The organism is Agrobacterium sp. 22-210-1, from assembly GCF_053522525.1.
In genome coordinates this window covers 795,618-820,357 of the sequence record NZ_JBNWCI010000002.1, presented here as the reverse complement: position 1 = coordinate 820,357, position 24,740 = coordinate 795,618, and the positions used below count along the sequence as shown (strand labels likewise).

Genomic DNA, 24,740 nt, shown 5'->3' with positions numbered 1-24,740 from the left:
CTTATCCGATCTCGCTGGTGTTGACGGTGCGCCCTTCGGCGGCGGAACGGATCGCCGCTTCGGCAAGGAGCAGGGCCTGCCTGCCGTCTTCGAAGCCGACCTCCGGTGCTTTGCCCTGCTCCACGGCATCGACAAAGGCGCTGATTTCGGCTGCGAAGGCATCGGCATAGCGGTCGATGAAGAAGTTCATCAGCGGCGCTGCATGGTCGGTGCCGCTTTCGGTGTAGAGACGCAGGTGATTGAGCGTCCGGTTTTCGGAAATCGCCATGCCGGCACTTCCGAAGGCTTCGACCCGCTGGTCGTAGCCATAAACGGCACGCCGCGAATTGCTGATCATGCATTGTTTGCCCGAAGCGGTTTTCAAAACTACGGTCACGGTGTCGTAGTCGCCGCATTGCTCCATCAGCGCCGTGTCGACCAGCCGTGAACCGGTGGCGGAGACTTGGCTGATTTCTTCACCCAGAATGAAACGGGCCATGTCGAAATCATGGATTGTCATGTCGCGGAAAATGCCGCCCGACATTTCGATATAGGCGGCGGGAGCCATGCCAGGGTCGCGCGAGGTGATGACGACCTGATGCAGATCGCCGATCGTTCCGTTTTCGACGGCCTCACGCACGGCGCGGTGTCCGCTGTCAAAACGCCGGACAAAGCCGAGCATGATCGGCACGCCGCTGCCGGCAATTTTTGTTGCACAGGCGTTGACGCGGTCGAGGGAGAGATCGATGGGTTTCTCGCAGAGCACCGGTTTTCCGGCGGCAACCGCCTTTTCCAGCAGATCCGCATGGGTGGGGGTTGAGGTGGCGATCAGTACGGCGTCGACCTCAGGCGAGGCAAAAACCGCCTCGGCCGACTCAAATCGTGTCACATCAAGCTTTTCGGCAATTTCTTTCGCCGAGGGCTCGTATACATCAAAGATACCAGCCAATGTCGCGCGTGGATGAGCGACGATGTTTTCCGCATGCATGCGGCCGATACGGCCCACACCAAGCACTGCAATTCTCAGCATTGAAATTTTCCTCCCGAGGTATTTGGCAATAATCATTGCAAAGTACCGAATTTGTCAATATGTATTCCAAAAACATATCAACAACCATCCGCAGGAGGAGGCGAGATGACCGCAAAGACCTTACGCCTGACCATGGCCCAGGCGCTAGTACGTTACCTGTGCAACCAGTTTACCGAGATCGACGGAGAGCGCGTTCCCCTGTTTGCAGGCGTGTTCGCCATTTTCGGGCACGGCAACGTCACATGCCTTTCCGAAGCTCTGGAGACGGTGCAGGACCAGTTGCCGACATGGCGCGGGCAGAACGAACAATCCATGGCGCTTGCCGCAATCGGTTTTGCCAAGGCAAAACGGCGCAGGCAGATCATGGTGGCCGCGACATCGATCGGCCCGGGGGCGCTGAACATGGTGACCGCTGCCGGCGTCGCCATGGCCAACCGGCTGCCCGTTCTCCTCATTGCGGGCGATACTTTCGCAAGCCGCCTGCCGGACCCGGTTCTGCAGCAGGTCGAGCATTTTGGCGATCCGACCCTCACCGTCAATGACGCGTTCAAATCCGTGGTGCGTTACTGGGACAGGATCGTGCTGCCGGAACAATTGCTGCAATCGCTGCCGCAGGCGGTCGCCACCATGCTCGATCCGGCCGATTGCGGCCCGGCCTTCATCGGTCTTGCGCAGGATACGCAGGAAATCGCTTTCGACTATCCGGCGGTCTTTTTTGAACCGAAGGTCTGGAAAATTCCTCGGCCGCGTCCTGACCGTGACGCTGTGGCGGCCGCAACCCGGCTGCTGGCGCAGGCAAAACGTCCGCTCATCATTTCCGGCGGTGGCGTGCGTTATTCGCTGGCGGAAGAACGCCTTGCCGATTTCGCTGCAAAGCGCGGCATTCCCGTTGTCGAAACCATCGCCGGCAAGGGCGCGCTCACCCATCACCATCCGGTCCATGCCGGGCCGATCGGCATCGTCGGATCAACTTCGGCGAATGCGCTGGCCAAGGATGCGGATGTCGTGCTGGCGATCGGTACCCGGCTTCAGGATTTCACCACGGGTTCCTGGACGGCCTTCTCCCGCGATGCGCAGTTCATTTCCGTCAATGCCGCCCGCTTCGATGCGGTGAAACACCGGGCGCTTTCCGTGGTCGGCGATGCACTCGAAACCATTGACGAGCTGGACCAGGCGCTCGGTGCGTATAAGGCCGATGCCGCCCATATGCAGCGGGCAAAAACGCTGTTCGCAGAATGGGATAATCTGCTGGACGAGCATCAGCGCGTCACCAATGCGCCGGTTCCCTCTTATGCGCAGGTGGTCGGCGTACTGAACCGCGTCGCCCGGCCCGAAGACACCCTGATTGCGGCGGCGGGCGGAACGCCGGGTGAGGTGACGAAGGGATGGCGGGTGAAGAACCCCAATACGTTCGATTGCGAATTCGGCTTTTCCTGCATGGGTTATGAAATCGCCGCCGGCTGGGGCTGCTCCATGGCGCAGGAAGGGCCGGGCGGTGCCGGCGGCGTTCCGATCGTCATGCTGGGGGACGGCACCTATATGATGATGAACTCCGACATCTATTCCGCCGCGCTCACCGGGCACCGGATGATCGTGGTGGTCTGTGACAATGGCGGATATGCCGTCATCAACCGCCTGCAGCAGGCCAAGGGTGTGCCCGGCTTCAACAACCTGCTTGCGGATTGCCGCATCAGGGATCGGGAAAATCCGCTGCATGTGGATTTCGTCAAACATGCGCAAGCCATGGGTGCCCATGCGTGCAAGGCGGAGAGCCTCGCCGATCTTGAAGAGGCGATGATCTGGGCGCAGGGCAACGAGGGCGTGACCGTCATCTCCATCGTCTCCGATGCATGGAAATGGGTGCCGGGCGATGCCGACTGGGATGTCGGCGTTCCCTCCGTCTCCACCTTCGAGACCGTGCGAGCCGCTCGCGCCGCGCAGGAAAACATCCGCAAGGCGCAGCGAGTGGGAGTTTGACATGAAAGCAAGACTTGGTATCGCGCCGATTGCCTGGTGGAATGACGATCTTGCCGAGCTTTCCGATGATGTCAGCCTTCAGGAATGCCTGCGGCAGGCGAGCGAAGCCGGCTTTACCGGAATGGAGACCGGACGCCGGTTTCCCATGGACATGGCCGAGCTTGGGCCGATCCTCGACCGTTACGGCATATCGGTGTGTGGCGGCTGGTTCTCCGGCCTGCTGCTGGATGGCGACATCGAGGCGGAGAAAGACCGTATCGCGCAGCAGATGGAATTCTTCATCGCCGCCGGTGCGCCCTGCATCGTTTATGGGGAAACGGCACGCTCCATTCAGGGCGTGCGTTCCGCCCCGCTTGCCACCAAGCCCCGGCTCGATGAGGCTGGCATGGCGGCCTATGGCCGCAGGATGTCTGATTTTTCCGACTGGTGCACGGGGCAGGGCATGCCGATTTCCTACCACCACCATATGGCGGCCGTCGTGGAGACCGAGCCTGAACTCGATCTCTTCATGAAGCACTCTTCCGTTCCGCTGCTGTTCGATGCCGGGCATATGGCTTTTGCCGGTGGGGACGTCATGCGCGTCATCGAAAACCACCATGCGCGCATTACCCACGTCCACACCAAGGACATCAGGCAAGAGGTTGTCGATGGGCTGGACAGAAGCCGGGAGAGCTTCCTCGACGCCGTCATCAAGGGCGTCTTTACCGTTCCGGGCGATGGCAGTCTGGATTTCGAGGCAATCGTCAAGGCGCTGGCGTCGAAAGGTTACGAGGGCTGGTTCGTGGTCGAGGCGGAACAGGATCCTGTCAGGAACCCGCCGCTGGACATGGCCCGCAAGGGGCACAGGGAATTGCTGCGCGTCATGGACGCCGCTGGTTATGAGGTTGTGAAATGAACCGTATTGAAGGAAAAATCGCCGTTATTACCGGCGGAACCCAGGGCTTGGGCGCAGCCGTTGCGCAGCTATTTGCGCAGGCCGGTGCCGCGGGGATCGTCATCGTCGGGCGCGGTGTGGAAAAGGGCCAGGCTGTTGCAAGCGCCATCACCCAGAAAACGGGCGTGCCTGTCGAAGTGGTGGCGGCCGATCTCGGCAACATCGATGATGTCCGCACCATCATCCCGGCTGCCGACAAACGCTTCGGGCGTGTCGATATTCTCGTCAATGCGGCGGGGCTGACGGATCGCGGCAACATGCTGAACACGACGCCCGAGCTCTTCGATCGCATGTTCGCGGTCAATACGCGCGCGCCGTTCTTTCTCATTCAGGATGCGGCGAAGGTGATGATCCGCGAGGGCATCGAAGGCCGTATCGTCAACATCGGATCGATGTCGGGCCTGACCGGCCAGCCTTTCCTTGCGCCTTATGCGGCCTCGAAAGGGGCACTAGCCACCGTCACCCGCCATGCCGGCTTTTCGCTGATGCGCCATCGTATCCATGTGAACCAGCTCGATATCGGCTGGATGAATTCCGATCACGAGCGCAAGCTCGTCCTCTCCGAGACGGGCGATCCCGATTTCATCGACCGTGCGGCGGCGGCCAAGCCGTTCGGGCGGATTCTCGATCCTGTCGAGGTGGCCCGCGCCATTCTGTGGATGGCGTCCGACGATGGCGGCATGATGACGGGTGCGGTGATCCCCTTCGACCAATCGGTCTATGGCGGTTACGACGACGCGCCGGTGCCCGCCAAAAAGCTGGAGGAATAGGCCATGCGGACCATCAAGGGACCGGGCGTTTTTCTGGCGCAATTCGCGGCGGATGAGGCGCCCTACAATTCGCTTGCCTCGCTGGCGCAATGGGCCTCGGCCAAGGGTTTCAAGGGCGTGCAGATTCCCACCTGGGATACGCGACTGATCGACATGAAACAGGCGGCGGAAAGCGATGCCTATTGCGACGATCTGAAAGGCATGCTCGGCGAGCATGGGCTGGAGATCACCGAGCTTGCCTCCCACATCACCGGTCAGCTTGTGGCGGTTCATCCCGCCCATGACGCGATCATGGACAGTTTTGCGCCGGAGCATGTGCGCGGCAACCCCGCAAAGCGTCGGGCATGGGCCGAAGACCAGCTGCGCTTTGCCGCCCGCGCCTCCAAGCGTCTCGGCATCGACCGTCACGTGACCTTTCCCGGCGCGCTTCTATGGCCTTATCTCTATCCCTATCCGCAATGGCCGGAAGGGCTGGTCGAGGAAGGTTTCGACGAACTCGCCCGCCGCTGGACGCCGATCCTCAACGACTTCGACGCTTATGGTGTGGATGTCTGCTACGAAATCCACCCGAGCGAAGACCTGCATGACGGGCACAGTTGGGAACTATTTCTCGACAAGGTCAAGGAGCATCCCCGCGCGAACCTGATGTATGACCCCTCGCATCTCGTTTTGCAGGGAATGGATTATCTGGCTTTCATCGATCACTACCATGAGCGGATCAAGACCTTCCACGTCAAGGACGCCGAGTTCCGCCCTGACGGAAAATCGGGCGCCTATGGCGGATACCAGCCCTGGTCCAAACGGGCCGGGCGCTTCCGCAGCCCGGGCGACGGGCAGATCGATTTCGGGGCGATCTTCACGAAGCTGACGACCTACGGCTTCGATGGCTGGGCGGTGCTGGAATGGGAATGTTTCGTCAAAAACCCGGAGGACGGCGCGTCTGAAGGCGCGCGTTTCATCGCCGATCACATCATCCGCGTTTCGGACCGCGCCTTTGACGATTTTGTCAAATCCGGTGCCAATCGCAACGCCAACCGCGCCATGCTGGGGCTGGAGGAACAATGACTATCGAAAGACCACTTCGCCTGGGCATGATCGGCGGCGGCCAAGGCGCGTATATCGGCAATATCCATCGTCTCGCCGCGCGCCTTGACGGCAAATGGATACTGGTTGCCGGGGCCTTCGATGTCGATCCCGACCGGGGTCGCGCCTTTGCGATCAATGAGGGGTTAGACCCCGCCCGCAGCTATGGCAGTTATCAGGAGTTGATTGCCGGCGAGATTTCCCGAGAAGACCGCGTCGACGCGGTTGCGATCTGCACGCCGAATTTCACCCATTATCCGATCGCCAAAGCGCTGATCGAGGCCGGGTTTGATGTAATCTGCGAAAAGCCGCTGACAGCCACGCTGGAGGATGCCATCGCGCTGGAAAGGCTGTCGCGAGAGACCGGCCGTTTCGTCGGGGTGACCTACACCTATTCCGGCTATCCGATGGTGCATGAAGCCCGCGCGCGCGTGGTGGCTGGCGAGATCGGCGAGGTTCGCACCGTGCAGGTGGAATATCCGCTGGAATGGATGGCGACGGCCATCGAGCAGCAGGGGAATGCCCAGGCGGCGTGGCGCACCGATCCGAAAAAGAACGGCCGCGGCGGCTCCATCGGCGATATCGGCACCCATGCCTATCATCTGGCCGGTTTCGTGACCGGGCTGAAACTTCAGTCCCTCACCGCCGATCTCGCCACTTTCGTGGCGGGACGGGCGCTGGATGACAATGCCCATGTGATGATGCGTTATGAGGGCGGAGCGCGCGGCCTCCTATGGTCTTCGCAGGTGGCGCTCGGCAATTCCAACGGCGTGCGTCTGCGGGTGTTCGGCGCGACCGGCTCGCTGCAATGGTTTCAGGAACAGCCGAACGAACTCGTCTATAGCCCACTTGATGGGCGTGTGCAGACCATCAAGCGCGGTGCGGACGATCTTTCCGAAGACGCGAGGGTCCGAACCCGCACCCCGCCCGGCCACCCGGAAGGATATCTGGAAGCCTTCGCCAACCTCTATGCCGGTTTTGCGGAAGCCATCCGCGCCCGCAAGGCGGGGCGCGAACCGGCAGCCATCGGCCGCAACATCCCGCTTGCCTATGACGGGTTGAAGGGTGTGGCCTTTGTGGAAGCGGTGGTGGACAGTGCCGAAAGCGCCGATCCGCGCTGGATTACCCCGGTGGCGGTATAGGCGCGCAGCCAAAGACGGATTATGCCGAAAATCGGTCTTCCGGACAGGCCCTGCCGGCCCGGAAGGCCGCGCGAATTTCTCTGCCGGGCCTTCCATTGACGTGACACGGAGGACGTTCGAACGGCCATCCTCAAAGGCCGGTCATCTTCAGCACCGCTTCTGGAAGCCTGTTGCCGACGACTTCGATCTTCGTGAGGATCGTGTTGATTTCCTCAAGGTCAGTCGAGGTCAGTTCAAGATCGACGCTACCAAGGTTTTCTTCAAGGCGGTGCTGCTTGGTTGTGCCGGGGATAGGGACGATCCATGGTTTCTGTGCCAGTAACCAAGCAAGAGCGACTTGGGCGGGTGTCGATTGCTTGTTGTCGGCTATGGCCTTGATGGCATCGACCAGTGCGATGTTGGCTTTGCGGGCCTCGGGGGAAAACCTCGGAACAGCATTGCGGAAATCGGTTGGGTCGAACCGGGTATTTTCGTCGATCTTACCTGTCAGGAAGCCAGCACCGAGGGGGCTGAACGGCACGAAACCTATCCCGAGTTCTTCAAGTACCGGAAGCAACTCGGCCTCAGGTCCGCGCCAGAACAGGGAGTACTCGCTTTGGACGGCGGTGACGGGCTGAACGGCATGGGCCTTGCGGATGGTGCCGACACCCGCCTCGGACAAACCGAAATGCTGGACTTTGCCTTCATCGATCAGGTCTTTCACAGCGCCTGCGACATCCTCGATGGGAACGGCCGGATCGACGCGGTGCTGGTAAAACAAGTCGATGCGATCAGTCCTGAGCCGCTTGAGGCTCGCTTCGGCGACGGCTTTGATGTGCTTCGGCCGGCTATTGGTGCCGCCGCGGCGTTCGCCTGTTTCAAGGTCGATGTCGAAGCCGAACTTGGTGGCGATGACGACCATGTCACGTATGGGCGTGATGGCCTCGCCGAGAAGCTCTTCGTTGACGAAAGGGCCGTAGGCTTCAGCGGTATCGAACAATGTGATGCCCCGCTCATGGCCAAAACGGATCAACTTGATCATCTCGGTTTTATCGGCCGCTGGCCCATAGGCCGAACTCATGCTCATGCAGCCAAGGCCGAGGGCGGAAACTTCGAGGGTTCCGATTTTGCGTTTTTGCATGTTTCTGCTCCTTGATCAGGCCGCGCTTTCTGTCGGGGCGGCCTGTGTTTCGGCGGGTGCCCGCCGTGTGGCGGCCGGCACGATGGTTAAAAGCGCGATCACCAATGTTGCCATAAGCATCACTGTTCCGGCCTCGAAGGCATGCGACGCACGGTAGGCGGTGAGTTCCGCGCCAGTGAGGCCAGCAGAGCCGATGGCCGCAATGGCGATCAACAGGCTGAGACCGACCGAGCTGCCCATCTGGTGGGCAACGTTGACTGCGCCGGATGCGGCCCCGGCATCCGCATGATCCACCCGGGCGACACCGGAGGAGGTCAGGGGACTCAGTACCAAACCTTGACTGATCCCGATCAATATCATCGGCATTGCGATGGCGGTCCAGTAATTGGAGCCTATGCCCGCGCGGCTGAGCCAGCCCATGGCGACGATGCCGACAACCGTGCCTGTGACAAGGACCGTGTTACGCCCGAAGCGCTGGATGAGGCGCGGCACGATCATGGCGATCGGTACGTGCAGCATCGTTGCCGGCACGAAGGCGAGACCCGTAAGCGCCGGGCGCAAGCCGGCGACTTCCTGAAGGTAAAGCGTCGTGAAAAAGAAAAAACCGACCATCGCGCCGAGATAGAGGACACGCGCGCCGTAGGCACCCGAACGCTCGAGATCCGAAAACAGCCGAAGTGGGAGAATGGGTTGCGGTGCACGGCGCTCGATGAGGATGAAAAGGCCTAGGAGCGTGATCGAAATGACAAGGATGACGATGGTCGTCGTATCCCAGCCAGCCTGTGCTGAACGGATGAAACCGTAGACGAGCCCGCTCATGCCGATCGTCGAGGAGAGCGCTCCAGGAACGTCCAGGGCACCCGGCTGCTTTGCCGTCTCGGGGATGCAGGTGCGGGCCGCAAGGATCATTGCGATCCCGATCGGCAGGTTGATCAGGAAGCCGGCGCGCCAGGACAGCCAGTCAGCGAGAAGGCCGCCGGCAATCAGTCCGACTGTGGCTGAAACACCAGCCGCGGCACTATAGAGCGACACCGCACGGACGCGTTCTTCGCCTTCTTCGAAATTGATCTGGAGGAGGGCCAGCGTGGAGGGCGCAAGGATGGCGGAGCCCAGTCCCTGTATTGCCCGCCATGACAGCATCCATGCGGAGGACTGTGAAGCCCCGATGGCGACGGAAGCCAGCGTGAATATAGCCATACCGATGATGAACATGCGCCGGCGTCCCAGAATGTCGCCGGCGCGAGCGCCGAGCAGCAGGAAACCACCGAAGGTCAGCGTATAGGCGCTCTGCACCCATGCCAGCCCGGCGTCGGTGAACCCCAGTTCGTGATGGATCTTCGGAAGCCCGGTCAGCACGACCGAGATGTCGAGAACGATCATCACGTAGCTCACGAGGATAATCGCGAGGATCGCGGTTTTGTTGGCAGGGGCGGTGGTCGCTTGTCTTTTTGGCATCAGGGTTCCGTTCTACGGGTGGCAATACCGTTTTCCACGGCGAAGCTGTGGTTTTGATGCCATAAAGATATTCCTTGCCGATCTTTTCGATTAGGGGCAGTAATCGGCATGAAGCTATAAGGATGTCTAATGAATGCCGCAGGAGAACTTCAACGATCTGGCTGCCTTCGTTACCGTCGCGCGTGAGCAGAGCTTTACCCGGGCCGCCGTCAAGCTGGGTGTCTCGCAGTCCGCATTGAGCCAGACGGTGCGCAGTCTCGAGGAGCGACTGGGTCTGAGGCTTTTGACGAGAACGACAAGGCGCGTGTCGCCCACGGCTGCGGGTGAGCGCCTGCTCCAGACCGCAGGTCCAAGGTTCGACGAAATTCAGTCCGAACTTTCGGCGCTCAGCGACATGCGGGACAAACCCGCGGGAACCGTGCGCATCACGACAGGGGAACACGCCGCGATCTCCGTTCTTGCGCCGGCACTTGAAAAAATCATTTCGAATTACCCCGACATCAATGTCGAGATTACCGTCGATTACGGGCTGACGGATATTGTTGCGGAGCGCTATGACGCAGGGGTCCGGCTCGGTGAGCAGCTTGCAAAGGACATGATCGCGGTCAAGATCGGCCCCGAGATGCGCATGGCCGTGGTTGGCGCGCCATCCTATTTCCAGCAGAATCCCTGGCCGGAAGTACCCGAGGATTTAACCTCCCACAATTGCATCCAGATTCGCATGCCGACCTACGGCAACATCCTCGCCTGGGAATTCGAGAAGGATGGCCATGAACTCAAGGTCAGGGTGGAAGGGCAACTTGTCTTCAATAACATTGCAATGCGCCTCGATGCCACAAAACGGGGACTTGGCCTTGCCTATATGCCGGAGGACCTTGTTACGAACGAGATAGCGAAAGGAGCACTGATACGGGTTCTCGAAGACTGGTGCGCGCCTTTTTCCGGTTACCACCTTTATTATCCAAATCGACGTCACGCATCTCCGGCCTTTGCCCTTGTGGTGGACGCGCTTCGATATCGCGGATAACCCGCTAATAAACTAAAAGTGATTGATAAGCGTAGCTAATGGCTTCAATCGTAAATGGGTATCTAATCACTGGAGCGCTGTTCGCTTAGCCTTCTTTCAACGTCATGTTGTGAGAGAGCCATGCCAAAGATTTTTACCAAAACCATTTCAATCTTCGTATTTTCCGCCATCGCTGCGTCCTGCAGCGTCGCCTTTGCCCAGACAGCGTCAAAGGTCGAACCCCTTGTCATTGAGCAGCAGGGAAGCTTTGCAGTCGGCGGTACGGTTTCGAGCAAACCCGGAACCTACAACAACAATGCGCCGACAGCCGAAGGCCAGACGCTGCATGGCGACCACGCCTATGTGTTCTATCAGATTCCGCAAAATCCGAAGCCGCTGCCGATCGTCATGCTGCATGGCGCGTTCCAGTCGGCGCGCAGCTGGGAGACGACGCCGGATGGCCGCGAGGGCTTCCAGAATATCTTCCTGCGCCGTGGCTACTCCACTTACCTTGTCGACCAGCCGCGCCGAGGCCGCGCGGGCAACAGCACGGTTGCAACGACGATCGAGCCGACACCCTATGACCAGCTCTTCTTCGACCAGTTTCGTATCGGCAAATGGCCGGACTATTTCGGCAATGTTCAATTCTCCCGCGATCCGGCAGCGCTCGATCAATTCCTGCGTTCGGTCACGCCGAACACCGGACCGTATGATGCCAAGGTAATTTCCGATGCCATGTCGGCCCTGTTCGACAGGACGGGGCCTGCCATCCTGTTCACACACTCGCAGGCGGGTGGTCCCGGCTGGCTGACGGCGATCAAGAACCCGAACGTCAAGGGTATCGTGGCACTGGAGCCTGGAAGCGGGTTCATCTTCCCCGAAGGCGAGATACCCGGGGACATGCCGAGCGCCGCAGGCACACTGAAAGCCGAGGCTGTTCCCGCCGCCGACTTCGAAAAACTGACGCGCCTGCCGATCGTCATCTATTACGGCGATAATTTCCCGACGGAACCGACCGCCGAACGCGGGCAGGACAACTGGCGCGTCAGGCTGGCAATGGCGAAGCTCTGGGTGGAGGCCGTCAACAGGCATGGTGGCGACGCGACGCTCGTTCACCTGCCGGATATCGGCATCAAGGGCGGCACGCATTTCCTGATGTCGGACCTGAACAATGTCGAGATCGCCGATCAGGTCTCGAAATTCCTCGCCGACAAGAAGCTCGACTGATCCATGCGCGCGTACCTCAACAGGTCGGTGCGCGCGTTTCCGACAAATTGAGGAGCCTGACGATGGCGCACGAAATCATCAACGGAAAGAGACGGGAGTTCCTCGGAGCTTCGGCCCTCTTCATCTCTGGTGCAATGTTAGGAGTGTCAACCATGACGACGACCCAAGCCGTCGCTGCCGACTACAAGCAAAACCCCTTCACGCTCGTCTATGATGGCGCGCTGACCAAAAACGAGCCCGGCAAGGTGAACATCCATCCGGTGACGTACAAACTGAACGGCCTCGATATCGTCGCCAACGTTTATACCCCGGCCGACTACGATCCTGCCAGGAAATACCCTGCAATCGTGCTGGCGCATCCGAATGGTGGCGTGAAGGAGCAGACCACGGGCCTTTATGCCCAGCATCTGGCGGAGCGCGGTTTCATCACGATCACGGCCGATGCCGCCTATCAGGGCGGAAGCGGTGGCGCACCGCGAAGCGTCGATAAACCTCAGCATCGCATCGAGGATATCCACGGAATGGCGGACTTCATCAGCGGCTTCCCTGGTGTAGACACGGCGCGTCTGGGACTGCTCGGCATCTGCGGCGGTGGCGGTTATTCGCTTGCAGCGGCAAAGACCGACAAGCGCTTCAAGGCGGTGGCGACGCTCAGCATGTTCAATTCCGGGCGAGTCCGCCGCAACGGTTTTAAGGATACGCAGATGGATACGATCCAGAAGCGTTTGCAACAGGCGTCCGCTGCCCGCGCGCAGGAAGCGGCCGGCGGTGAGGTTCTCTATGCGGGTGACGCGAACCTCACGGATGCGCAGATCGAAGCCCTGCCTTTCGACCTCTATCGACAGGGTTATCACTATTACTGGCGCACTAATGCACATCCCGGCTCGACCTTCAGATACACGATGAGCAGCCTGATGGACCTGATGCGCTGGGATGCGACGGACGAGATCGAACTTATCGACGTGCCGCTGCTGATGATCGCCGGAAGCGAGGCCGATACGCTTTACATGACCGAAGATGCGTTCCCAAGGGCCACCGGCACGAAGGACAAAGAACTCTTCACGATCAAGGGCGCAAAGCACATCGAAACCTACTGGGTACCCGAATATGTCGAAGCGGCGGTGGACAAGCTGACACCCTTCTTCGGCCGGACCCTGGTTTGACATCTTCCATCAGCGGTTCGTTCACCGGTGACCGCAGGGTTAAGGGCTCGTCATGACGATGGGTCGTTCAATGCCTGCTGTCACCGGCCGTGCGAGCACGCGATCAATTTAAGGAGCCAAGCTTTGAAGGCATTCGCCACAAGTCTCTTTCTCGCAACGAGCATCACTCTCATCAACGGTTTCATTTCCATGACACACGCCCAGACAGCAACGCAAACGGCACAGCCGGAAAAGCAGCAGACGCGCGCCCAGCAATTGATGGGCGATACCGCCCCGAAATTGGCCGACCTGACGGATGGGGTTCTTTACAACGACATATGGGAACGTCCCGAACTCTCCAAACGTGACCGGAGCCTCGTAACGATCTCAGCGCTGATCGCTCTTAATCGTCCCGATCAACTTCGCTCTCACATCCGCCTTGGCCTGCAGAACGGGCTGAAGAAGGAGGAGATTGTTGAGACCATCACCCATATGGCTTTTTATTCGGGCTGGCCGAGCGGCGTTTCCGCGGTTGCGATCGCCAAAGACGTCTTTGCGGAGAAATAATCCATGAATACGAAATCGATGGTCACCGCCGCCATGGCCTTTAGCGCCACGGCAGCTTTCGCCGAACCGGATCGCGCCGTAACGGTTACCCGTTTCAACGATCAGACGACAACCGCAGGCTCGCCGGATTATTTCACCGGTTCCGTCAAGGTGCAGTCCCGTTTCCAGGCCCAGTCGCCCGCCCGGGTCGGTGGCGGTGTCGTTTCCTTTGAACCCGCTGCCCGCACCGCTTGGCATACGCATCCCCTCGGTCAGACATTGATCGTGACGGACGGTGCGGGGCGAGTTCAGCACTGGGATGGCGGCATCCAGGAGATCGGACCCGGAGATGTCGTCTGGATACCTCCAGGCGTCAAACACTGGCATGGCGCTTCACCTGAAGTCGGGATGTCGCACATCGCCGTGGCGGAGGCCCTGGACGGCCAGACGGTGGAATGGATGGAACATGTGACCGACGAGCAATACACCAAGATTGATGGAGGCCTTGATTGAACAGGGTCGTGTATATGGCGGGTGCCGCCGCCTTCGTAACAAGCGCCGTATTTCTCGTCGGCATGCAGGTCCGTGCCGAGCCGACCCGCGCAACCATGCCTGAAATCGACAAGCTCATACACTATACGACAGTCGAGCGGGGGGAGGTTACGGAGCACATCATGACCACCCGTGAAGCAATCGAGGCCGTCAAGCGTGGCGATCCCATTCCCAACGGCACCCATGTCGCGCTGGTCGACTATCGCGGTGGCAAGCTCTTCCGTTACTTCATCATGGAGAAGGGCGAGGGCTGGGGGCAGGATTACGACGAAAACCGCCGTACTGCCGACTGGCAGTTCCAATGGTTCAAGCCGGACGGCACGATCAACATGGACGAGAACACCGCCCGCTGTCAGCGCTGTCATACCTCACGGGCCGACAGGGATTTCCTGTACACGTTCAACGAAATGCGCCGGTTCGAACTTAAATGAACGGCGTCTTGCGGTTTCGTCTGGTCCTCGACCTCATTGCCGTCGGATTGATTGTTGCGTGTCTGGCCTATTGGTGGCTGGACAACCTGTCGCACGAGCTGTTCGGAACGGTGCTTTTCACGCTGGTGATTGTTCATAACGTCTTTAATCGCCGCTGGTATGGCGGCGTGACGAAACGGAAGCTGGATGTCACCCGCATCATCAATCTGATCACGATTGTCAGCCTGGCAATCGCAATGACCATCATGTTCTTAACGAGCCTGCTGATATCGCGCGATCTTTTCCCGCTCACGGCGATGGGCGGTGCTTTCGCCGTCCGGGAAATCCACATGTTCACGGGATACTGGATGCTACTGATCGTTGGCATCCATCTCGGAACGCGCTGGCAGGTTGTGATGAACGTTTTCTATGGAATGATTGGAATGCCTGCTCGGGGCGCTTGCCAGACTGCGATCCTGCGTTTGCTGACGGTCCTTATCATGGCCTGGGGTGTGAGAAGTTCGTTCGACATGGCGTTCGGATCGAAGTTGATGCTGCGCTATTCGCTGGACATGTGGGATTTCAATGCGTCGACGTTGGGCTTCTTCGTGAACTACGCCTCCATAGTCGGCTTATACATTGCCGCAACCCATTTCGGCTTGAGGCTTGTTTCAATGCGGGCGCGTCGAAGAATGGCGTGCGAGTGAGCACTATTCCAGACATGCCAAACGGATGATGTCATCTCGGGATCACCGCTTACCCCGGCATTATTGGTTGCGGGGGAAGCGGGGATATTCAGCCGTCAGGGCCTCGACAAGCACTTGAGCCAACTGGCCACCCTGTGGCGTGGCCCAATTGCCAGCCAGTTCAGCCATGAGCTGATTGGTGCTCGTGATTGTTGCTCCAGCCTTGTCCATCCCCGTGCAGACACCTCAGCCCAGAGCCAGACCTGGGTGCAGGATTTCGATATCGAAATCGCCGCGCAGATGACTGTGCTTGATCGAGTTGTCCAGATTGATCGGAAGCATCATGCGGTCGCCTGCTCGAGCGTTGGGTAGTCAATGAAGCCCTTAGCATCGCCACCGAAGTAACTCATACGGTCAGCCGGGTTCATATTGGCTCCCTTTTTGAGGCGCTCCGGGAAATCTGGGTTTGCCAGCGTGAACTGCCCATAGGACTCGATGTCGGCCAGTCCGTTGACAATATCCGCCCCTATGTCGGCCAAGGCGCGGCCAGGGCGGTTGATGATCAGCGCCCTGTGCCAAAGCTTGCGGATGTCGGCGAGCAACGACTCGCTACCGAGATGCATGACGTGAACATACGCCAGTCCCAGCTTGTCGAGTTCGCCGACAAGGTATCGGTATAAGTCTGGGCCGTCGGAGCCTTCATCGAGGCCGCCGAGCGTCGCGCCCGGCGACAGGCGGATGCCCGTGCGCTCGGGACCGATTTCGTCGGCTACCGCTTTTGCGACCTCGATGGCGAAGCGCGCACGGTTCTCGATCGTGCCGCCAAATGCGTCAGTGCGCTGGTTGGCGTTGGGCGCGAAAAACTGCTGGATGAGATAGCCGTTCGCGCCATGGATTTCGACGCCGTCTGCCCCGGCTTCGATGGCGCGCTTGCCGGCATAGCGGAAGTCGGCAATGGCCTGATGGATATCGTCAGCGCTCATCTCGCGGGGCTCTGGAACGGCCTGAAAGCCCGTCGGCGTGAAAATCTGATCCTTGGGGGCGATGGCGGACGGCGCGAGCGCCTGTCGGTGATGCGGCGTGTTGTCGGGGTGCGACGTCCTGCCCACATGCATCAACTGGATGAATATATGCGAGTCCTTGGCATGCACCGCGTCCGTGATCTCCTTCCAGCCCCTCACATGCGCATCGGTGTAGATGCCTGGTGTCAGGGTGTATCCTTGGCCATCATCCGAGGGCTGCGTGCCTTCGGTGATGATCAGCCCGAGACTGGCGCGCTGGGAATAGTACTCGGCGGCGAGCGGGCCAGGCGTACCGTCGTATTGCGCTCGGCTCCTGGTCATCGGGGCCATCGCCAGGCGGTTCGACACTTCGATCGCGCTGGAGCAGCGTATCGCTTGCCGCTATGAGCGCCTGCAAATAGGTTGCCGCCCCGACCTTCGCCGTGTCACGCTTCATCTGTCACGCTCTCTCTTCAGTAATCTTCGTGATCAACAAATAGGGGCTTAAAATATTGGAATAAACGCCTCATATTGGAATTGATTATTCCATAGGTGGAGCAATGCCTGACTATCTGAATGATATGGCGCTATTTGTTGAAGTCGTCCGAGCCAATAGTTTCCGAAAAGCCGCAGAAGCGCTTGGGATGCCAAACTCGACCCTGTCGCGGCGAATTTCCATGCTGGAAGAATCCATCGGACTGAGACTTCTTCACCGGACGACACGCAAGATCGAACTGACCGAGGCGGGACAACTTTATTACGAACGCAGCAAGCGGATCGTCGAGGAAGCGCGTATCGCCCATGAGGAGCTTGGCGACATGGTGGCGCGGCCGACCGGAGTGCTCAAGGTCTCTCTCCCGGTGGACTTCGCTACAACCTATCTCGCGCCATTGTTACCCGAATTCGCGCAGCGATATCCGGGGATAACCTTCGACATGGACCTGACGCCAAGGAACGTCGATCTTGTTGGAGAGCCGTTCGATCTTGCAATCCGCATGGGTTCCCCGGAGGGTTCCGGGCTCATCACTCGCGTAGTGGCGCGGGTTTCCGCGCGGCTTTATGCGTCGCCGAAATACCTTGAGGCGAATGGAGAGCCTGGGCATCCCAGCGATCTGGAGAAGTACGAATGCCTGGCCATCTCCACATCATCTTCCTGGACATTGCATTCCAGCCACGAGAGGATCACAGTCAAAACCTCGAGTAGCTTTCGGACAAACAGTGTAGCGATGATCCGAAAGCTCGCCGCACTGGATATGGGGGTCGTCTTTCTCCCCCAGCGGATCGTCGCGGACGAGCTTGCGGCGGGAAAGCTGCTTCCGGTGCTTCCAGAATGGATCGGAGAGCCCAACCCCGTTTATGCGGTGACGGAGACGCGATTACTTCCCGCAAAGACCCAGCGGTTCATTGAATTCCTGCGGGAAAAGCTCCGGGATGTGACCTAGAGCAAACCTGAAATGGACCGATCGGGTCTAGCGAGCGTCACCATCAAAGTCAGTGAAATCTATGCTCCGTGCGACCGGCCTATGGTGGGCCGGTCAAATTGGGTACTTCGTTCGGAACTCGGCACCCAACGTGGCATTTGCCCTTTTTCGCGCATCGAGTGCCGACACGCACGTTGATTGATCAGATCGCTGAAGAGATCGCCTGAAGCCATATGGTGACGGCGACCGCACCACCGTCAGGATGCCCGATGGCGCGATCCCCCAAATAGCTCGCACGACCCAGTCGAGGGCGCATGGCGCTCGTTGCTTCCGCTCCGCCAACGCCGGCGGAGACAGCCGTTTTCCAGGCATGAGTCGCGTCTTGATTGGAAGCGAGGCTCTCCGCGAAAGTCGTGGCGGCCGGGTGTAGTGCGTCGATCATCGTTCTGTCGCCCGGCCTGGCACCGCCCAGATCGGAGACTGCCTGAACCGCCGCCAGAAATGCGTCGGCAAGCTGCGTCGCTGTTGGAGCTTCAACGCCGGCAAGATGTCGAGAGGCACGCATGAGACCCGTCGCATAGAACGGACCCGAGCTGCCGCCGATGGCCTTCCTCATCGCGTTGGCCATGGCCATCAGTCCGGTGGCTACGTCGCAATAACTCTCATTGGGAAGGGCCAGAACTGCTTCCGCACCGCGTTTCATGCTCGCGCCGAGGTCGCCGTCGCCGGTTATGCTGTCCAGTTCGGTTAGATGCGGCTCTGCAGCGATCAGGGCCTTCGCCACAACTTCGACGGCCTGTTGAAGTCTTGCGCCGGCTGCGGTGACCTTGGTGTCGGAGGCAGGCGCATCGTTTTGCGCCGTGGAGGGAAGAACGCGGTTTCGGTTCACCGCTCCGCCGCGGGGCCAGGCGCTGGCGTCTGTCGGTGCGTCGATCAAAGCGAGCGACGTTTCGTCAACATGCATCACCGACAGTGAAAAGCCCGGCATGTCCAATGCGGACAGGAAGGTGCCGGCCCAGGCCCGTTCGACCGTGACCCCCTTTTTCTCAAGCAGTTCGACTGCGGCGCCGGCCACGATGGAAAGCTCCATTGGCGGTGTGGACCCAAGGCCATTCACCAGCAGCGCCACCCGGTCGCCGCTCTTGATCTTTCCATCGGCTTCGATCGTCTCAAGAACGAGAGCAGTCAGTTCACCGGCCGAGGCGATCGGCATTCTGCGGACACCCTGTTCTCCGTGGATTCCGAGACCGACTTCGATCTCTTCTTCTCCAAGAACGAAGCCTGGCTTTCCAACCGCTGGAAGGGTGCATGAGCCCAGGGATATCCCCATCGACGCGAGCTTGTCGGCCGCAGAACGGGCAATCTGCGCAACCTCGGCAAGTGGGAGACCTTGCTCCGCCGCCGCGCCAGCGAGCTTATGCACGAGGACAGTCCCGGCGATACCGCGGCGGCGGTCGGCGGAAACGGTGTCCTTGAGGGCGACGTCGTCTGCAACCACGACGATTTCAACGGGTATACCCTCGGCACGCGCCAGCTCTGCCGCCAGGCCGAAGTTGAGGCGATCTCCGGTATAATTTTTCACGATGACCAGCGCGCCAGCAGACCCGGCGGCGGCCTTGATGCCTGCGAGAACTGCGTCGGTGCTCGGTGATGTGAAGACATCACCTGCCACGGCGACGGTGAGCATGCCGCTTCCGACGTATCCGGCATGAGCTGGCTCGTGACCGCTGCCGCCGCCCGAGAGCACGGCGACTTTCCGGTTTCCGCTTTCGGGAAGACCGGAGCGTATCACCACGTTTTCGTCGGCAAGCAGTATAGTTGCGGGACTGAGGGCGACCACACCCTTGAGCATGTCACGTACGACGGTGGACGGATCGTTGATCAGCTTCTTCATGACTATCTCCAGATATACTCAGTTCGCGGGCGCTAGGACGGAGCGCTCACTTGTCGCGTCGAAAGCGTGGATGCTATTAGGACGGTGTAGCAGCAAGATCTCTTTTCCGACATCGATTTCAGGTCCGCGTTCGAACTGCGCCGATATCAAATCGCTGCCGACCGAAACCTGGATCATCACCTGGGAGCCGAGCGGCTCGATGAGTTCGATGCGTCCCTTAATCGCACCGACGTCGCTGGCGGCGGCATTAACCTGCGGCGAAAGGTGCTCGGGTCTAACTCCCGCGATCACGCTCCCGGTGCGCGAACGAAGCGCATCGCCGACGCTCCCCTCAGGTATCAGCCTGAAGTCCGGCCCAACCAGAGCGCCGTTGTCGATCCGGGCGCTGATGAAGTTCATCGGGGGGCTCCCAATAAAACCTGCGACGAACCGGTTGACCGGGGTGTCATAGATGTTCTGCGGAGTATCGATCTGCTGCGCGATGCCGCCTCGCATGACCACGATACGGTGCCCCATCGTCAATGCTTCGAGCTGGTCGTGCGTCACGTAGAAGGTTGTGATCTTGAGGCGTCGGCAAAGCTTGACGATTTCGGCTCTCATTTCGATGCGAAGTTTCGCATCGAGGTTGGAGAGCGGTTCGTCCATCAGGAACACGCGGGGTTCGCGTACGATGGCGCGTCCGAGGGCCACGCGCTGGCGCTGGCCACCCGAGAGCGCTGAGGGCTTACGCTCGAGAAGGGCCTCGATATCCAGCGCCTTCGCGGTCTTCCGGACCTGAGCGTCGATCTGATCTTTGGTCCACTTCCTCACCTTAAGGCAGAAGGCCATGTTTTCGTAGACCGTGAGATGGGGGTAGAGCGCGTAGTTCTGGAAGACCATCGCAACGTCGCGCTCGGAAGGAGTCTGGTCGGTGACGTTCTCGCCATCGATGCTGATCGTGCCCGACGTCGAACCTTCCAGCCCCGCGATCATACGCATGGTCGTTGTCTTGCCGCAGCCTGATGGACCGACGAGCACGACAAACTCCCCATCCTCCGTAGTCAGGTTGAGATTGTCGACGGCGTTGAACGCGCCGAAGGATTTGTGCAGGTTTTCGATTGCGATTACGGACATGAAATCCTCCCTAATGTTCGTAAAATCAGTCGGCGTCATCGAGTGGCCGACCATTCAGGCGTTGAAGTACGCCTGATAATTCTCTTCGTAGAATGCCAGCCAGCGCGGATCTGGATCGACGGTTCGAGTGGTTACGCCCGTGGAGAAATCGACGCTCTCCCCCAACCCCTCAGCGGCAAGAAGTGCCGCGCCGACGACCGCCGGTTCCTGTTCGCTCAGAACACGAATTGATCGACCGAAAATGCTGGCTCTGAGTTCCAGGAGCGCCCGAGAACGGCTCCACCCGCCCGTTGCGTAAATCGCAGCATCGCGGACGCCCGCCAACCGCATATGGTCGAACATTCTCCGCGCAGTAATGCCAGCCATTTCTAGAACCGCGCGGGCATCTGCTTCGCCGGGCAGGTCCTTTGTCGATGCAAAGAAGCGGGGCTCTCCGGAAATTTTTGGAAGCGCCAGCACGGCTCGGATATCGACACCCCGCGACTGCAAGGCTTGGACCGCCGAGGAAAACTCAAAAACGCCGAGGCAGGCTACGCCAAGTTTCGCCTGTACGGGCACCATGAACGCGAGATACTTGTCGAAGCGATCAAGCGGGAACGTCGCTGACTCCCCGTAAACAACGTTCGCGGTCCCTATCGAATCCACGCGGGCCGTTGGGTCGATTCTCTGGATCATTGCGGCAGCAACGGGGTGATCGTGTCCGCCTGCGACGACCAAAGTGTTGGTGCTGACCGCACCTGACGATGTCAGTGGACCGTCTTGCACACGGCCAACAACCTCTCCCGCCCGGAGCACCTCCGGCAAAGCCGGCGCGCCGCAGAATTCCAGCAACCCTTCGATCCAGTCTCGCTGCGCGACATCGTAGCAGCCAGTGCGGGATGCCAGTGTCTCGCTTATGAACGGGCGGCCGGTCCAAACAACCGATGGATAATCCGTGAGCGCGATCCACGTGCTGTCTGAGAACAGCGCCGGCTGGTGACGGCGTAGCCACAGCCACTTTGCTCCAGTGCGTGTGTGCTCCATTTCTATGCCTGCGCGGGTTGTGGCTGCCTCGCTGTCACGTATCTCTGAAGCCTCGGCGACGGCGCGTCGATCGTACCAGGGAATCGCGTGATCCAAGGGGGCCAGCGAGCGATCGACGCAAATGCCGTCCTCGCCAACGCCCGTCGTTGCGATCGCGGAAAGCGGCTGGCCCTGTCCAACCGAAGTCCAACCCTCGATGATGAGGTCTTCGATGGCCCGCACCAGCTGGGCCGCATCAACGCCGGCACCCGAAGGTGCTGATGCACGCGGCGTCGGTATTGCACGCGTCCACCTTGAGACGCCCGCCTCATCAACGATCGAGACCTTGAGATTGGTCGTCCCGATATCGACGCCGCACACTATCATTCAACGTTCTCCTCAATGCGAATGACGATGCTCAAGCAAAGCGGAGCTGGGTTTTGATGGACTTCCCGGCCTGCATGCTTTGAACCGCACCGTCGAAGTTCCAGACCGGGAAACTCTCGCCGATGAGGAGCTTGGCCTTTTCCTGGATGTCCGGCATCAGTTCGACAGCCGCGCCGAACTTGTCGGCGCAAGAGTTCGAACCGATGAACCGAAACTCCTGCTCGTAGAGTTTGAAGGGCACGAATGACGCTTCGGCATGCTCGTCGTGAACGCCGACCTGTACATAGGCTCCGGTCTTCTCGACCAGTTGCAGACCCTGCTTGAGGGCGGCAGGGACACCTGCGGCTTCGAAGACAACGTCGAATAGTTCACCGCCGAGTTCGTTGGGTTGTACCGCGGCATCCACGCCGACGCTGCGAGCGATATCCAGTTTCGCCGCGGCCGGATCAGCAAGGGTTACCTTTCCAGCGCCCGAGTGCCTGGCCGCGATGGCTATGAGAAGGCCCATGGTGCCGCCGCCGAGGACAAGAACCTGACGGTCCTTGATACCCTGGGAGGAGTTCACGGCATGCAGCGCACAGGCGAGGGGCTCGATGAGCGCAGCGACATCCGACCCGATGGACTCATTCACCCGGAACGCATTGCGGCCTGGCACCGCAACGTATTCAGCGGCAGCGCCTGGTCGGCCCACGCCGATCGGCGTCAGGTGGATGCAGAGGTTGGGACGGCCTGACTTGCACCAGCGGCATTCTCCGCAAACAACGTTCGGATCGACGGCCACGAAATCACCGGCCCTCACGTTCCGCACGTTTCGTCCTGTAGCCACCACATGGCCGGCGAACTCGTGGCCGGGAATGACGGGGTAGTTCGTTCCTACAAACCCGTGCTTGAGGATATGCAGGTCCGTTCCGCAGATGCCGCAGCAGGTCGGCTTCACCAGCACTTCGTCATCGGCAACCACTGGGACCGTCGTCTCGATCACGCTGATCTGATGGTCCTGCGTTATCCGGACGGCTTTCATCTTGCCGCTGGGCGCGCCGCCGAACAAATTATCCAAGCTCATTTCACTGCTCCGAATGTTAGGCCTCGTGTCAGGCTCTTCTGGGCCAACCAGCCAGCCACGACGACAGGAATGTTGATAAGTGTCGCAACGGCTGCCACCTGTGCTGTGTAAAGTTGGCCGAAACTCAGGAATTTCTGCAAGAAGACGGGAAGCGTGCTGACCGTCGTCGTCAAGTTCACCGCGAGGAAGAACTCATTCCAGGCAAAAATCGCGCACAAAAGTGCCGTGGAAGCGAGGCCCGGCTTGATCAAGGGCACAATGATCTGGACCATTTCCCGAACGCGGCCCGCTCCGTCGACCTCGACGGCGTCGAATACGTCCCTGGGGATTTCAACCATGAACGATCGGATCATCCAGATTGCCAACGGCAGGTTCATTGACGTGTATACTATGATCAGGACTGTCGATGTGTTCAAAAGATCGAAGGCGCGGGCGACGAGGTAGATCGGCACGATGCCAGCTGCGATGGGCATCATCTTCGTCGAGATGAAGAAGAAGAGCACATCCCGCCATTTTGGCACCGGGCGAACGGTGAGAGCGAAGGCAGCAGGCACGGCGAGGATGATCACGATGGCCGTCGAGACGACCGTGACGATGATCGATGCCGTGGCAAAGGACGCGAAATCGTTCTCGAAGATGCGACGATAGTGATCGAGCGTCGGCGTGAAGAACAGTTTCGGCGGATAGCTGACCGCGTCCTGTTCCGTCTTGAAGCTCGTGAGGATCATCCACGCAATCGGCGTGAACATGACCAGCGTACCGATCCAGGTTAGAGCGGTCAGAAAAAGATCGAAGTAACTTGTGCGCCGGCGGGTCATGCGCGCCCTCCTTCCTTGAAGATCCCGGACACGACTCGCAGCATCGGAATGGTCAGAGCCATGGCAAGCCAGAGAGAGATCATTCCGAAGGCAGAGGCGCGCCCAAGGTCGAAGGAGCTGAATGCCTCGAGGTAGACGTAATATGAGAGGTTGGTCGTTGAATAGGCGGGGCCGCCATTCGTCAGGATGGCGATGGCTGCAAAGTTCTCGAGCACGTACATGGCAACGAGGAGGCCTGTCAGTTCGATGAACGGACGCAGATGCGGCAACATCAGACGGCGGAACACATAGAGACGGCTTGCTCCGTCAACTTCTGCTGCCTCGGCGACTTCCGGCGGAAACGACTGCATGCCGGCCAGAAGGATGAGAAGCGCGAAGGCGGACCACTGCCACGTCGTCAGAATGATGATCGTTAGCCGCGGATACTGACTGATCCAGTTGATACGGCCTATGCCAATCTCGTCGGTGATCCAACCAAGAATGCCGAACGTCGGATCGTAGATGCCTGTTTTCCAGAAAAGCGCGGCGGCTACCGGCATGATGAAGAACGGTGTGATTGCGAGGGTGCGGGCAATGGTCCGACCCCGGAATTCCCGATTGAGCCCAGTCGCCAGCAGCCCGCCGACGACGACCGAAGCAATAACGATCGAGGAGGTCATCACGGCAGTGTTGAAAATCGCCTTGAGGAAGACGGCATCGCTGACGGCGTTGAAGAAGTTCCGAAACCAGACAAATCTCGGTGCCGTGGTCGAAACCAGATTCCAGCGCTGGAGGCTATAATAGAGAGTGATGACGAAAGGCAGCTGCGTGACCAAAATCACGAAGATCAGCGCCGGAAGGAGCGGGAGCCGGTTCCACCAGCCTGTTGCGAAACTACGACGGGCGCGTGCCGTCCGGCCGTTGCTTGATAGCAAAATCGGTGACATGATTTTTCATCCGCATAAACGATCCTGAAGTTTGGCGAGCCGCCGGGAGGTGGGCG

The 24,740-nt window shown here is 59.7% G+C and carries 23 protein-coding genes; 13 read left to right on the top strand and 10 right to left on the bottom strand.

Features of this window, described 5'->3' with window-relative positions:
- Nucleotide 1: 1 nt before the first annotated feature.
- A complete protein-coding gene (iolG, locus tag ACQZ5F_RS16810) occupies nucleotides 2–1,009 on the bottom strand; it encodes an inositol 2-dehydrogenase (protein ID WP_225338752.1) in 1,008 nt (335 codons plus the stop codon).
- A 105-nt stretch (nucleotides 1,010–1,114) separates the two neighbouring features.
- Here iolG and iolD point away from each other — a divergent pair, with 105 nt between their 5' ends.
- From iolD to ACQZ5F_RS16785, 5 genes are read left to right on the top strand one after another with little or no spacing between them, the layout of a single operon-like run.
- On the top strand, nucleotides 1,115–2,986 hold the full coding sequence (gene iolD / locus ACQZ5F_RS16805; protein WP_225338751.1) for a 3D-(3,5/4)-trihydroxycyclohexane-1,2-dione acylhydrolase (decyclizing): 1,872 nt from the start codon (nucleotides 1,115–1,117) through the stop codon (nucleotides 2,984–2,986).
- Nucleotide 2,987: 1 nt separating this feature from the next.
- Complete coding sequence (gene iolE / locus ACQZ5F_RS16800; RefSeq protein WP_225338750.1) at nucleotides 2,988–3,881, top strand: myo-inosose-2 dehydratase; 894 nt, start codon at nucleotides 2,988–2,990, stop codon at nucleotides 3,879–3,881.
- Nucleotides 3,878–4,690 carry an SDR family oxidoreductase gene (locus ACQZ5F_RS16795; protein WP_137086913.1) on the top strand — a complete coding sequence of 271 codons (813 nt, stop codon included), beginning with the start codon at nucleotides 3,878–3,880 and terminating at the stop codon, nucleotides 4,688–4,690. The genes iolE and ACQZ5F_RS16795 overlap by 4 nt, the downstream gene beginning before the upstream one ends.
- Nucleotides 4,691–4,693: 3 nt before the next feature.
- Nucleotides 4,694–5,755, top strand: coding sequence for a sugar phosphate isomerase/epimerase family protein (locus tag ACQZ5F_RS16790; protein WP_225338749.1), 1,062 nt, complete (start codon nucleotides 4,694–4,696; stop codon nucleotides 5,753–5,755).
- Nucleotides 5,752–6,915, top strand: a complete 1,164-nt coding sequence (locus ACQZ5F_RS16785) for a Gfo/Idh/MocA family protein (RefSeq protein WP_225338748.1) — start codon at nucleotides 5,752–5,754, stop codon at nucleotides 6,913–6,915. The genes ACQZ5F_RS16790 and ACQZ5F_RS16785 overlap by 4 nt, the downstream gene beginning before the upstream one ends.
- A gap of 130 nt (nucleotides 6,916–7,045) precedes the next feature.
- Here ACQZ5F_RS16785 and ACQZ5F_RS16780 read toward each other — a convergent pair whose 3' ends face one another.
- Together ACQZ5F_RS16780 and ACQZ5F_RS16775 are read right to left on the bottom strand one after the other, a co-directional pair.
- Nucleotides 7,046–8,035 (bottom strand): aldo/keto reductase, encoded by a 990-nt coding sequence (locus ACQZ5F_RS16780; protein WP_225338747.1) that lies wholly within the window; start codon nucleotides 8,033–8,035, stop codon nucleotides 7,046–7,048.
- Between the two features lie 15 nt (nucleotides 8,036–8,050).
- Nucleotides 8,051–9,490 carry an MFS transporter gene (locus ACQZ5F_RS16775; protein WP_225338746.1) on the bottom strand — a complete coding sequence of 480 codons (1,440 nt, stop codon included), beginning with the start codon at nucleotides 9,488–9,490 and terminating at the stop codon, nucleotides 8,051–8,053.
- Nucleotides 9,491–9,623: 133 nt separating this feature from the next.
- Here ACQZ5F_RS16775 and ACQZ5F_RS16770 point away from each other — a divergent pair, with 133 nt between their 5' ends.
- From ACQZ5F_RS16770 to ACQZ5F_RS16740, 7 genes are all read left to right on the top strand, one after another.
- Nucleotides 9,624–10,517 carry a LysR family transcriptional regulator gene (locus tag ACQZ5F_RS16770; protein WP_225338745.1) on the top strand — a complete coding sequence of 298 codons (894 nt, stop codon included), beginning with the start codon at nucleotides 9,624–9,626 and terminating at the stop codon, nucleotides 10,515–10,517.
- Between the two features lie 120 nt (nucleotides 10,518–10,637).
- On the top strand, nucleotides 10,638–11,723 hold the full coding sequence (locus ACQZ5F_RS16765; RefSeq protein WP_225338744.1) for an alpha/beta hydrolase: 1,086 nt from the start codon (nucleotides 10,638–10,640) through the stop codon (nucleotides 11,721–11,723).
- A gap of 152 nt (nucleotides 11,724–11,875) precedes the next feature.
- Nucleotides 11,876–12,886, top strand: coding sequence for an alpha/beta hydrolase (locus ACQZ5F_RS16760; RefSeq protein WP_225244120.1), 1,011 nt, complete (start codon nucleotides 11,876–11,878; stop codon nucleotides 12,884–12,886).
- Nucleotides 12,887–13,075: 189 nt separating this feature from the next.
- Nucleotides 13,076–13,432, top strand: coding sequence for a carboxymuconolactone decarboxylase family protein (locus tag ACQZ5F_RS16755; RefSeq protein WP_225244292.1), 357 nt, complete (start codon nucleotides 13,076–13,078; stop codon nucleotides 13,430–13,432).
- A 3-nt stretch (nucleotides 13,433–13,435) separates the two neighbouring features.
- Nucleotides 13,436–13,924 carry a (R)-mandelonitrile lyase gene (locus ACQZ5F_RS16750; protein WP_225338743.1) on the top strand — a complete coding sequence of 163 codons (489 nt, stop codon included), beginning with the start codon at nucleotides 13,436–13,438 and terminating at the stop codon, nucleotides 13,922–13,924.
- Between the two features lie 14 nt (nucleotides 13,925–13,938).
- Nucleotides 13,939–14,394, top strand: coding sequence for a cytochrome P460 family protein (locus ACQZ5F_RS16745; RefSeq protein WP_225338926.1), 456 nt, complete (start codon nucleotides 13,939–13,941; stop codon nucleotides 14,392–14,394).
- Nucleotides 14,391–15,080, top strand: coding sequence for a DUF4405 domain-containing protein (locus tag ACQZ5F_RS16740; protein WP_225338742.1), 690 nt, complete (start codon nucleotides 14,391–14,393; stop codon nucleotides 15,078–15,080). Before ACQZ5F_RS16745 ends, ACQZ5F_RS16740 begins: the two co-directional genes overlap by 4 nt.
- A 320-nt stretch (nucleotides 15,081–15,400) precedes the next feature.
- Here ACQZ5F_RS16740 and ACQZ5F_RS16735 read toward each other — a convergent pair whose 3' ends face one another.
- On the bottom strand, nucleotides 15,401–16,453 hold the full coding sequence (locus ACQZ5F_RS16735; RefSeq protein ID WP_448739321.1) for an alkene reductase: 1,053 nt from the start codon (nucleotides 16,451–16,453) through the stop codon (nucleotides 15,401–15,403).
- A gap of 167 nt (nucleotides 16,454–16,620) precedes the next feature.
- Between ACQZ5F_RS16735 and ACQZ5F_RS16730 the strand changes: the two genes are divergently transcribed.
- Nucleotides 16,621–17,502 carry a LysR family transcriptional regulator gene (locus ACQZ5F_RS16730; RefSeq protein ID WP_225338740.1) on the top strand — a complete coding sequence of 294 codons (882 nt, stop codon included), beginning with the start codon at nucleotides 16,621–16,623 and terminating at the stop codon, nucleotides 17,500–17,502.
- Between the two features lie 181 nt (nucleotides 17,503–17,683).
- Here the strand turns inward: ACQZ5F_RS16730 and ACQZ5F_RS16725 are convergent, their stop codons facing one another.
- From ACQZ5F_RS16725 to ACQZ5F_RS16700, 6 genes are read right to left on the bottom strand one after another with little or no spacing between them, the layout of a single operon-like run.
- Complete coding sequence (locus tag ACQZ5F_RS16725; protein WP_225338739.1) at nucleotides 17,684–19,375, bottom strand: dihydroxyacetone kinase family protein; 1,692 nt, start codon at nucleotides 19,373–19,375, stop codon at nucleotides 17,684–17,686.
- 18 nt (nucleotides 19,376–19,393) lie between these two features.
- Nucleotides 19,394–20,488 (bottom strand): ABC transporter ATP-binding protein, encoded by a 1,095-nt coding sequence (locus ACQZ5F_RS16720; RefSeq protein WP_225338738.1) that lies wholly within the window; start codon nucleotides 20,486–20,488, stop codon nucleotides 19,394–19,396.
- Between the two features lie 54 nt (nucleotides 20,489–20,542).
- Complete coding sequence (locus tag ACQZ5F_RS16715) at nucleotides 20,543–21,877, bottom strand: FGGY-family carbohydrate kinase (RefSeq protein ID WP_225338737.1); 1,335 nt, start codon at nucleotides 21,875–21,877, stop codon at nucleotides 20,543–20,545.
- Between the two features lie 31 nt (nucleotides 21,878–21,908).
- Complete coding sequence (locus ACQZ5F_RS16710; protein ID WP_225338736.1) at nucleotides 21,909–22,940, bottom strand: alcohol dehydrogenase catalytic domain-containing protein; 1,032 nt, start codon at nucleotides 22,938–22,940, stop codon at nucleotides 21,909–21,911.
- A complete protein-coding gene (locus tag ACQZ5F_RS16705; RefSeq protein ID WP_137086893.1) occupies nucleotides 22,937–23,758 on the bottom strand; it encodes a carbohydrate ABC transporter permease in 822 nt (273 codons plus the stop codon). The genes ACQZ5F_RS16710 and ACQZ5F_RS16705 overlap by 4 nt, the downstream gene beginning before the upstream one ends.
- Nucleotides 23,755–24,684: a carbohydrate ABC transporter permease gene (locus tag ACQZ5F_RS16700; RefSeq protein WP_225338735.1), complete on the bottom strand. Its 930-nt coding sequence runs from the start codon at nucleotides 24,682–24,684 to the stop codon at nucleotides 23,755–23,757. Before ACQZ5F_RS16700 ends, ACQZ5F_RS16705 begins: the two co-directional genes overlap by 4 nt.
- Between the last annotated feature and the right edge of the window lie 56 nt (nucleotides 24,685–24,740).

Coding starts and splice junctions, on each gene's coding strand:
- iolG (WP_225338752.1), bottom strand. CDS start 1,009: ATGCTGAGAATTGCAGTGCTTGGTGTGGGCCGTATCGGCCGCATGCAT.
- iolD (WP_225338751.1), top strand. CDS start 1,115: ATGACCGCAAAGACCTTACGCCTGACCATGGCCCAGGCGCTAGTACGT.
- iolE (WP_225338750.1), top strand. CDS start 2,988: ATGAAAGCAAGACTTGGTATCGCGCCGATTGCCTGGTGGAATGACGAT.
- ACQZ5F_RS16795 (WP_137086913.1), top strand. CDS start 3,878: ATGAACCGTATTGAAGGAAAAATCGCCGTTATTACCGGCGGAACCCAG.
- ACQZ5F_RS16790 (WP_225338749.1), top strand. CDS start 4,694: ATGCGGACCATCAAGGGACCGGGCGTTTTTCTGGCGCAATTCGCGGCG.
- ACQZ5F_RS16785 (WP_225338748.1), top strand. CDS start 5,752: ATGACTATCGAAAGACCACTTCGCCTGGGCATGATCGGCGGCGGCCAA.
- ACQZ5F_RS16780 (WP_225338747.1), bottom strand. CDS start 8,035: ATGCAAAAACGCAAAATCGGAACCCTCGAAGTTTCCGCCCTCGGCCTT.
- ACQZ5F_RS16775 (WP_225338746.1), bottom strand. CDS start 9,490: ATGCCAAAAAGACAAGCGACCACCGCCCCTGCCAACAAAACCGCGATC.
- ACQZ5F_RS16770 (WP_225338745.1), top strand. CDS start 9,624: ATGCCGCAGGAGAACTTCAACGATCTGGCTGCCTTCGTTACCGTCGCG.
- ACQZ5F_RS16765 (WP_225338744.1), top strand. CDS start 10,638: ATGCCAAAGATTTTTACCAAAACCATTTCAATCTTCGTATTTTCCGCC.
- ACQZ5F_RS16760 (WP_225244120.1), top strand. CDS start 11,876: ATGACGACGACCCAAGCCGTCGCTGCCGACTACAAGCAAAACCCCTTC.
- ACQZ5F_RS16755 (WP_225244292.1), top strand. CDS start 13,076: ATGACACACGCCCAGACAGCAACGCAAACGGCACAGCCGGAAAAGCAG.
- ACQZ5F_RS16750 (WP_225338743.1), top strand. CDS start 13,436: ATGAATACGAAATCGATGGTCACCGCCGCCATGGCCTTTAGCGCCACG.
- ACQZ5F_RS16745 (WP_225338926.1), top strand. CDS start 13,939: ATGGCGGGTGCCGCCGCCTTCGTAACAAGCGCCGTATTTCTCGTCGGC.
- ACQZ5F_RS16740 (WP_225338742.1), top strand. CDS start 14,391: ATGAACGGCGTCTTGCGGTTTCGTCTGGTCCTCGACCTCATTGCCGTC.
- ACQZ5F_RS16730 (WP_225338740.1), top strand. CDS start 16,621: ATGCCTGACTATCTGAATGATATGGCGCTATTTGTTGAAGTCGTCCGA.
- ACQZ5F_RS16725 (WP_225338739.1), bottom strand. CDS start 19,375: ATGAAGAAGCTGATCAACGATCCGTCCACCGTCGTACGTGACATGCTC.
- ACQZ5F_RS16720 (WP_225338738.1), bottom strand. CDS start 20,488: ATGTCCGTAATCGCAATCGAAAACCTGCACAAATCCTTCGGCGCGTTC.
- ACQZ5F_RS16715 (WP_225338737.1), bottom strand. CDS start 21,877: ATGATAGTGTGCGGCGTCGATATCGGGACGACCAATCTCAAGGTCTCG.
- ACQZ5F_RS16710 (WP_225338736.1), bottom strand. CDS start 22,940: ATGAGCTTGGATAATTTGTTCGGCGGCGCGCCCAGCGGCAAGATGAAA.
- ACQZ5F_RS16705 (WP_137086893.1), bottom strand. CDS start 23,758: ATGACCCGCCGGCGCACAAGTTACTTCGATCTTTTTCTGACCGCTCTA.
- ACQZ5F_RS16700 (WP_225338735.1), bottom strand. CDS start 24,684: ATGTCACCGATTTTGCTATCAAGCAACGGCCGGACGGCACGCGCCCGT.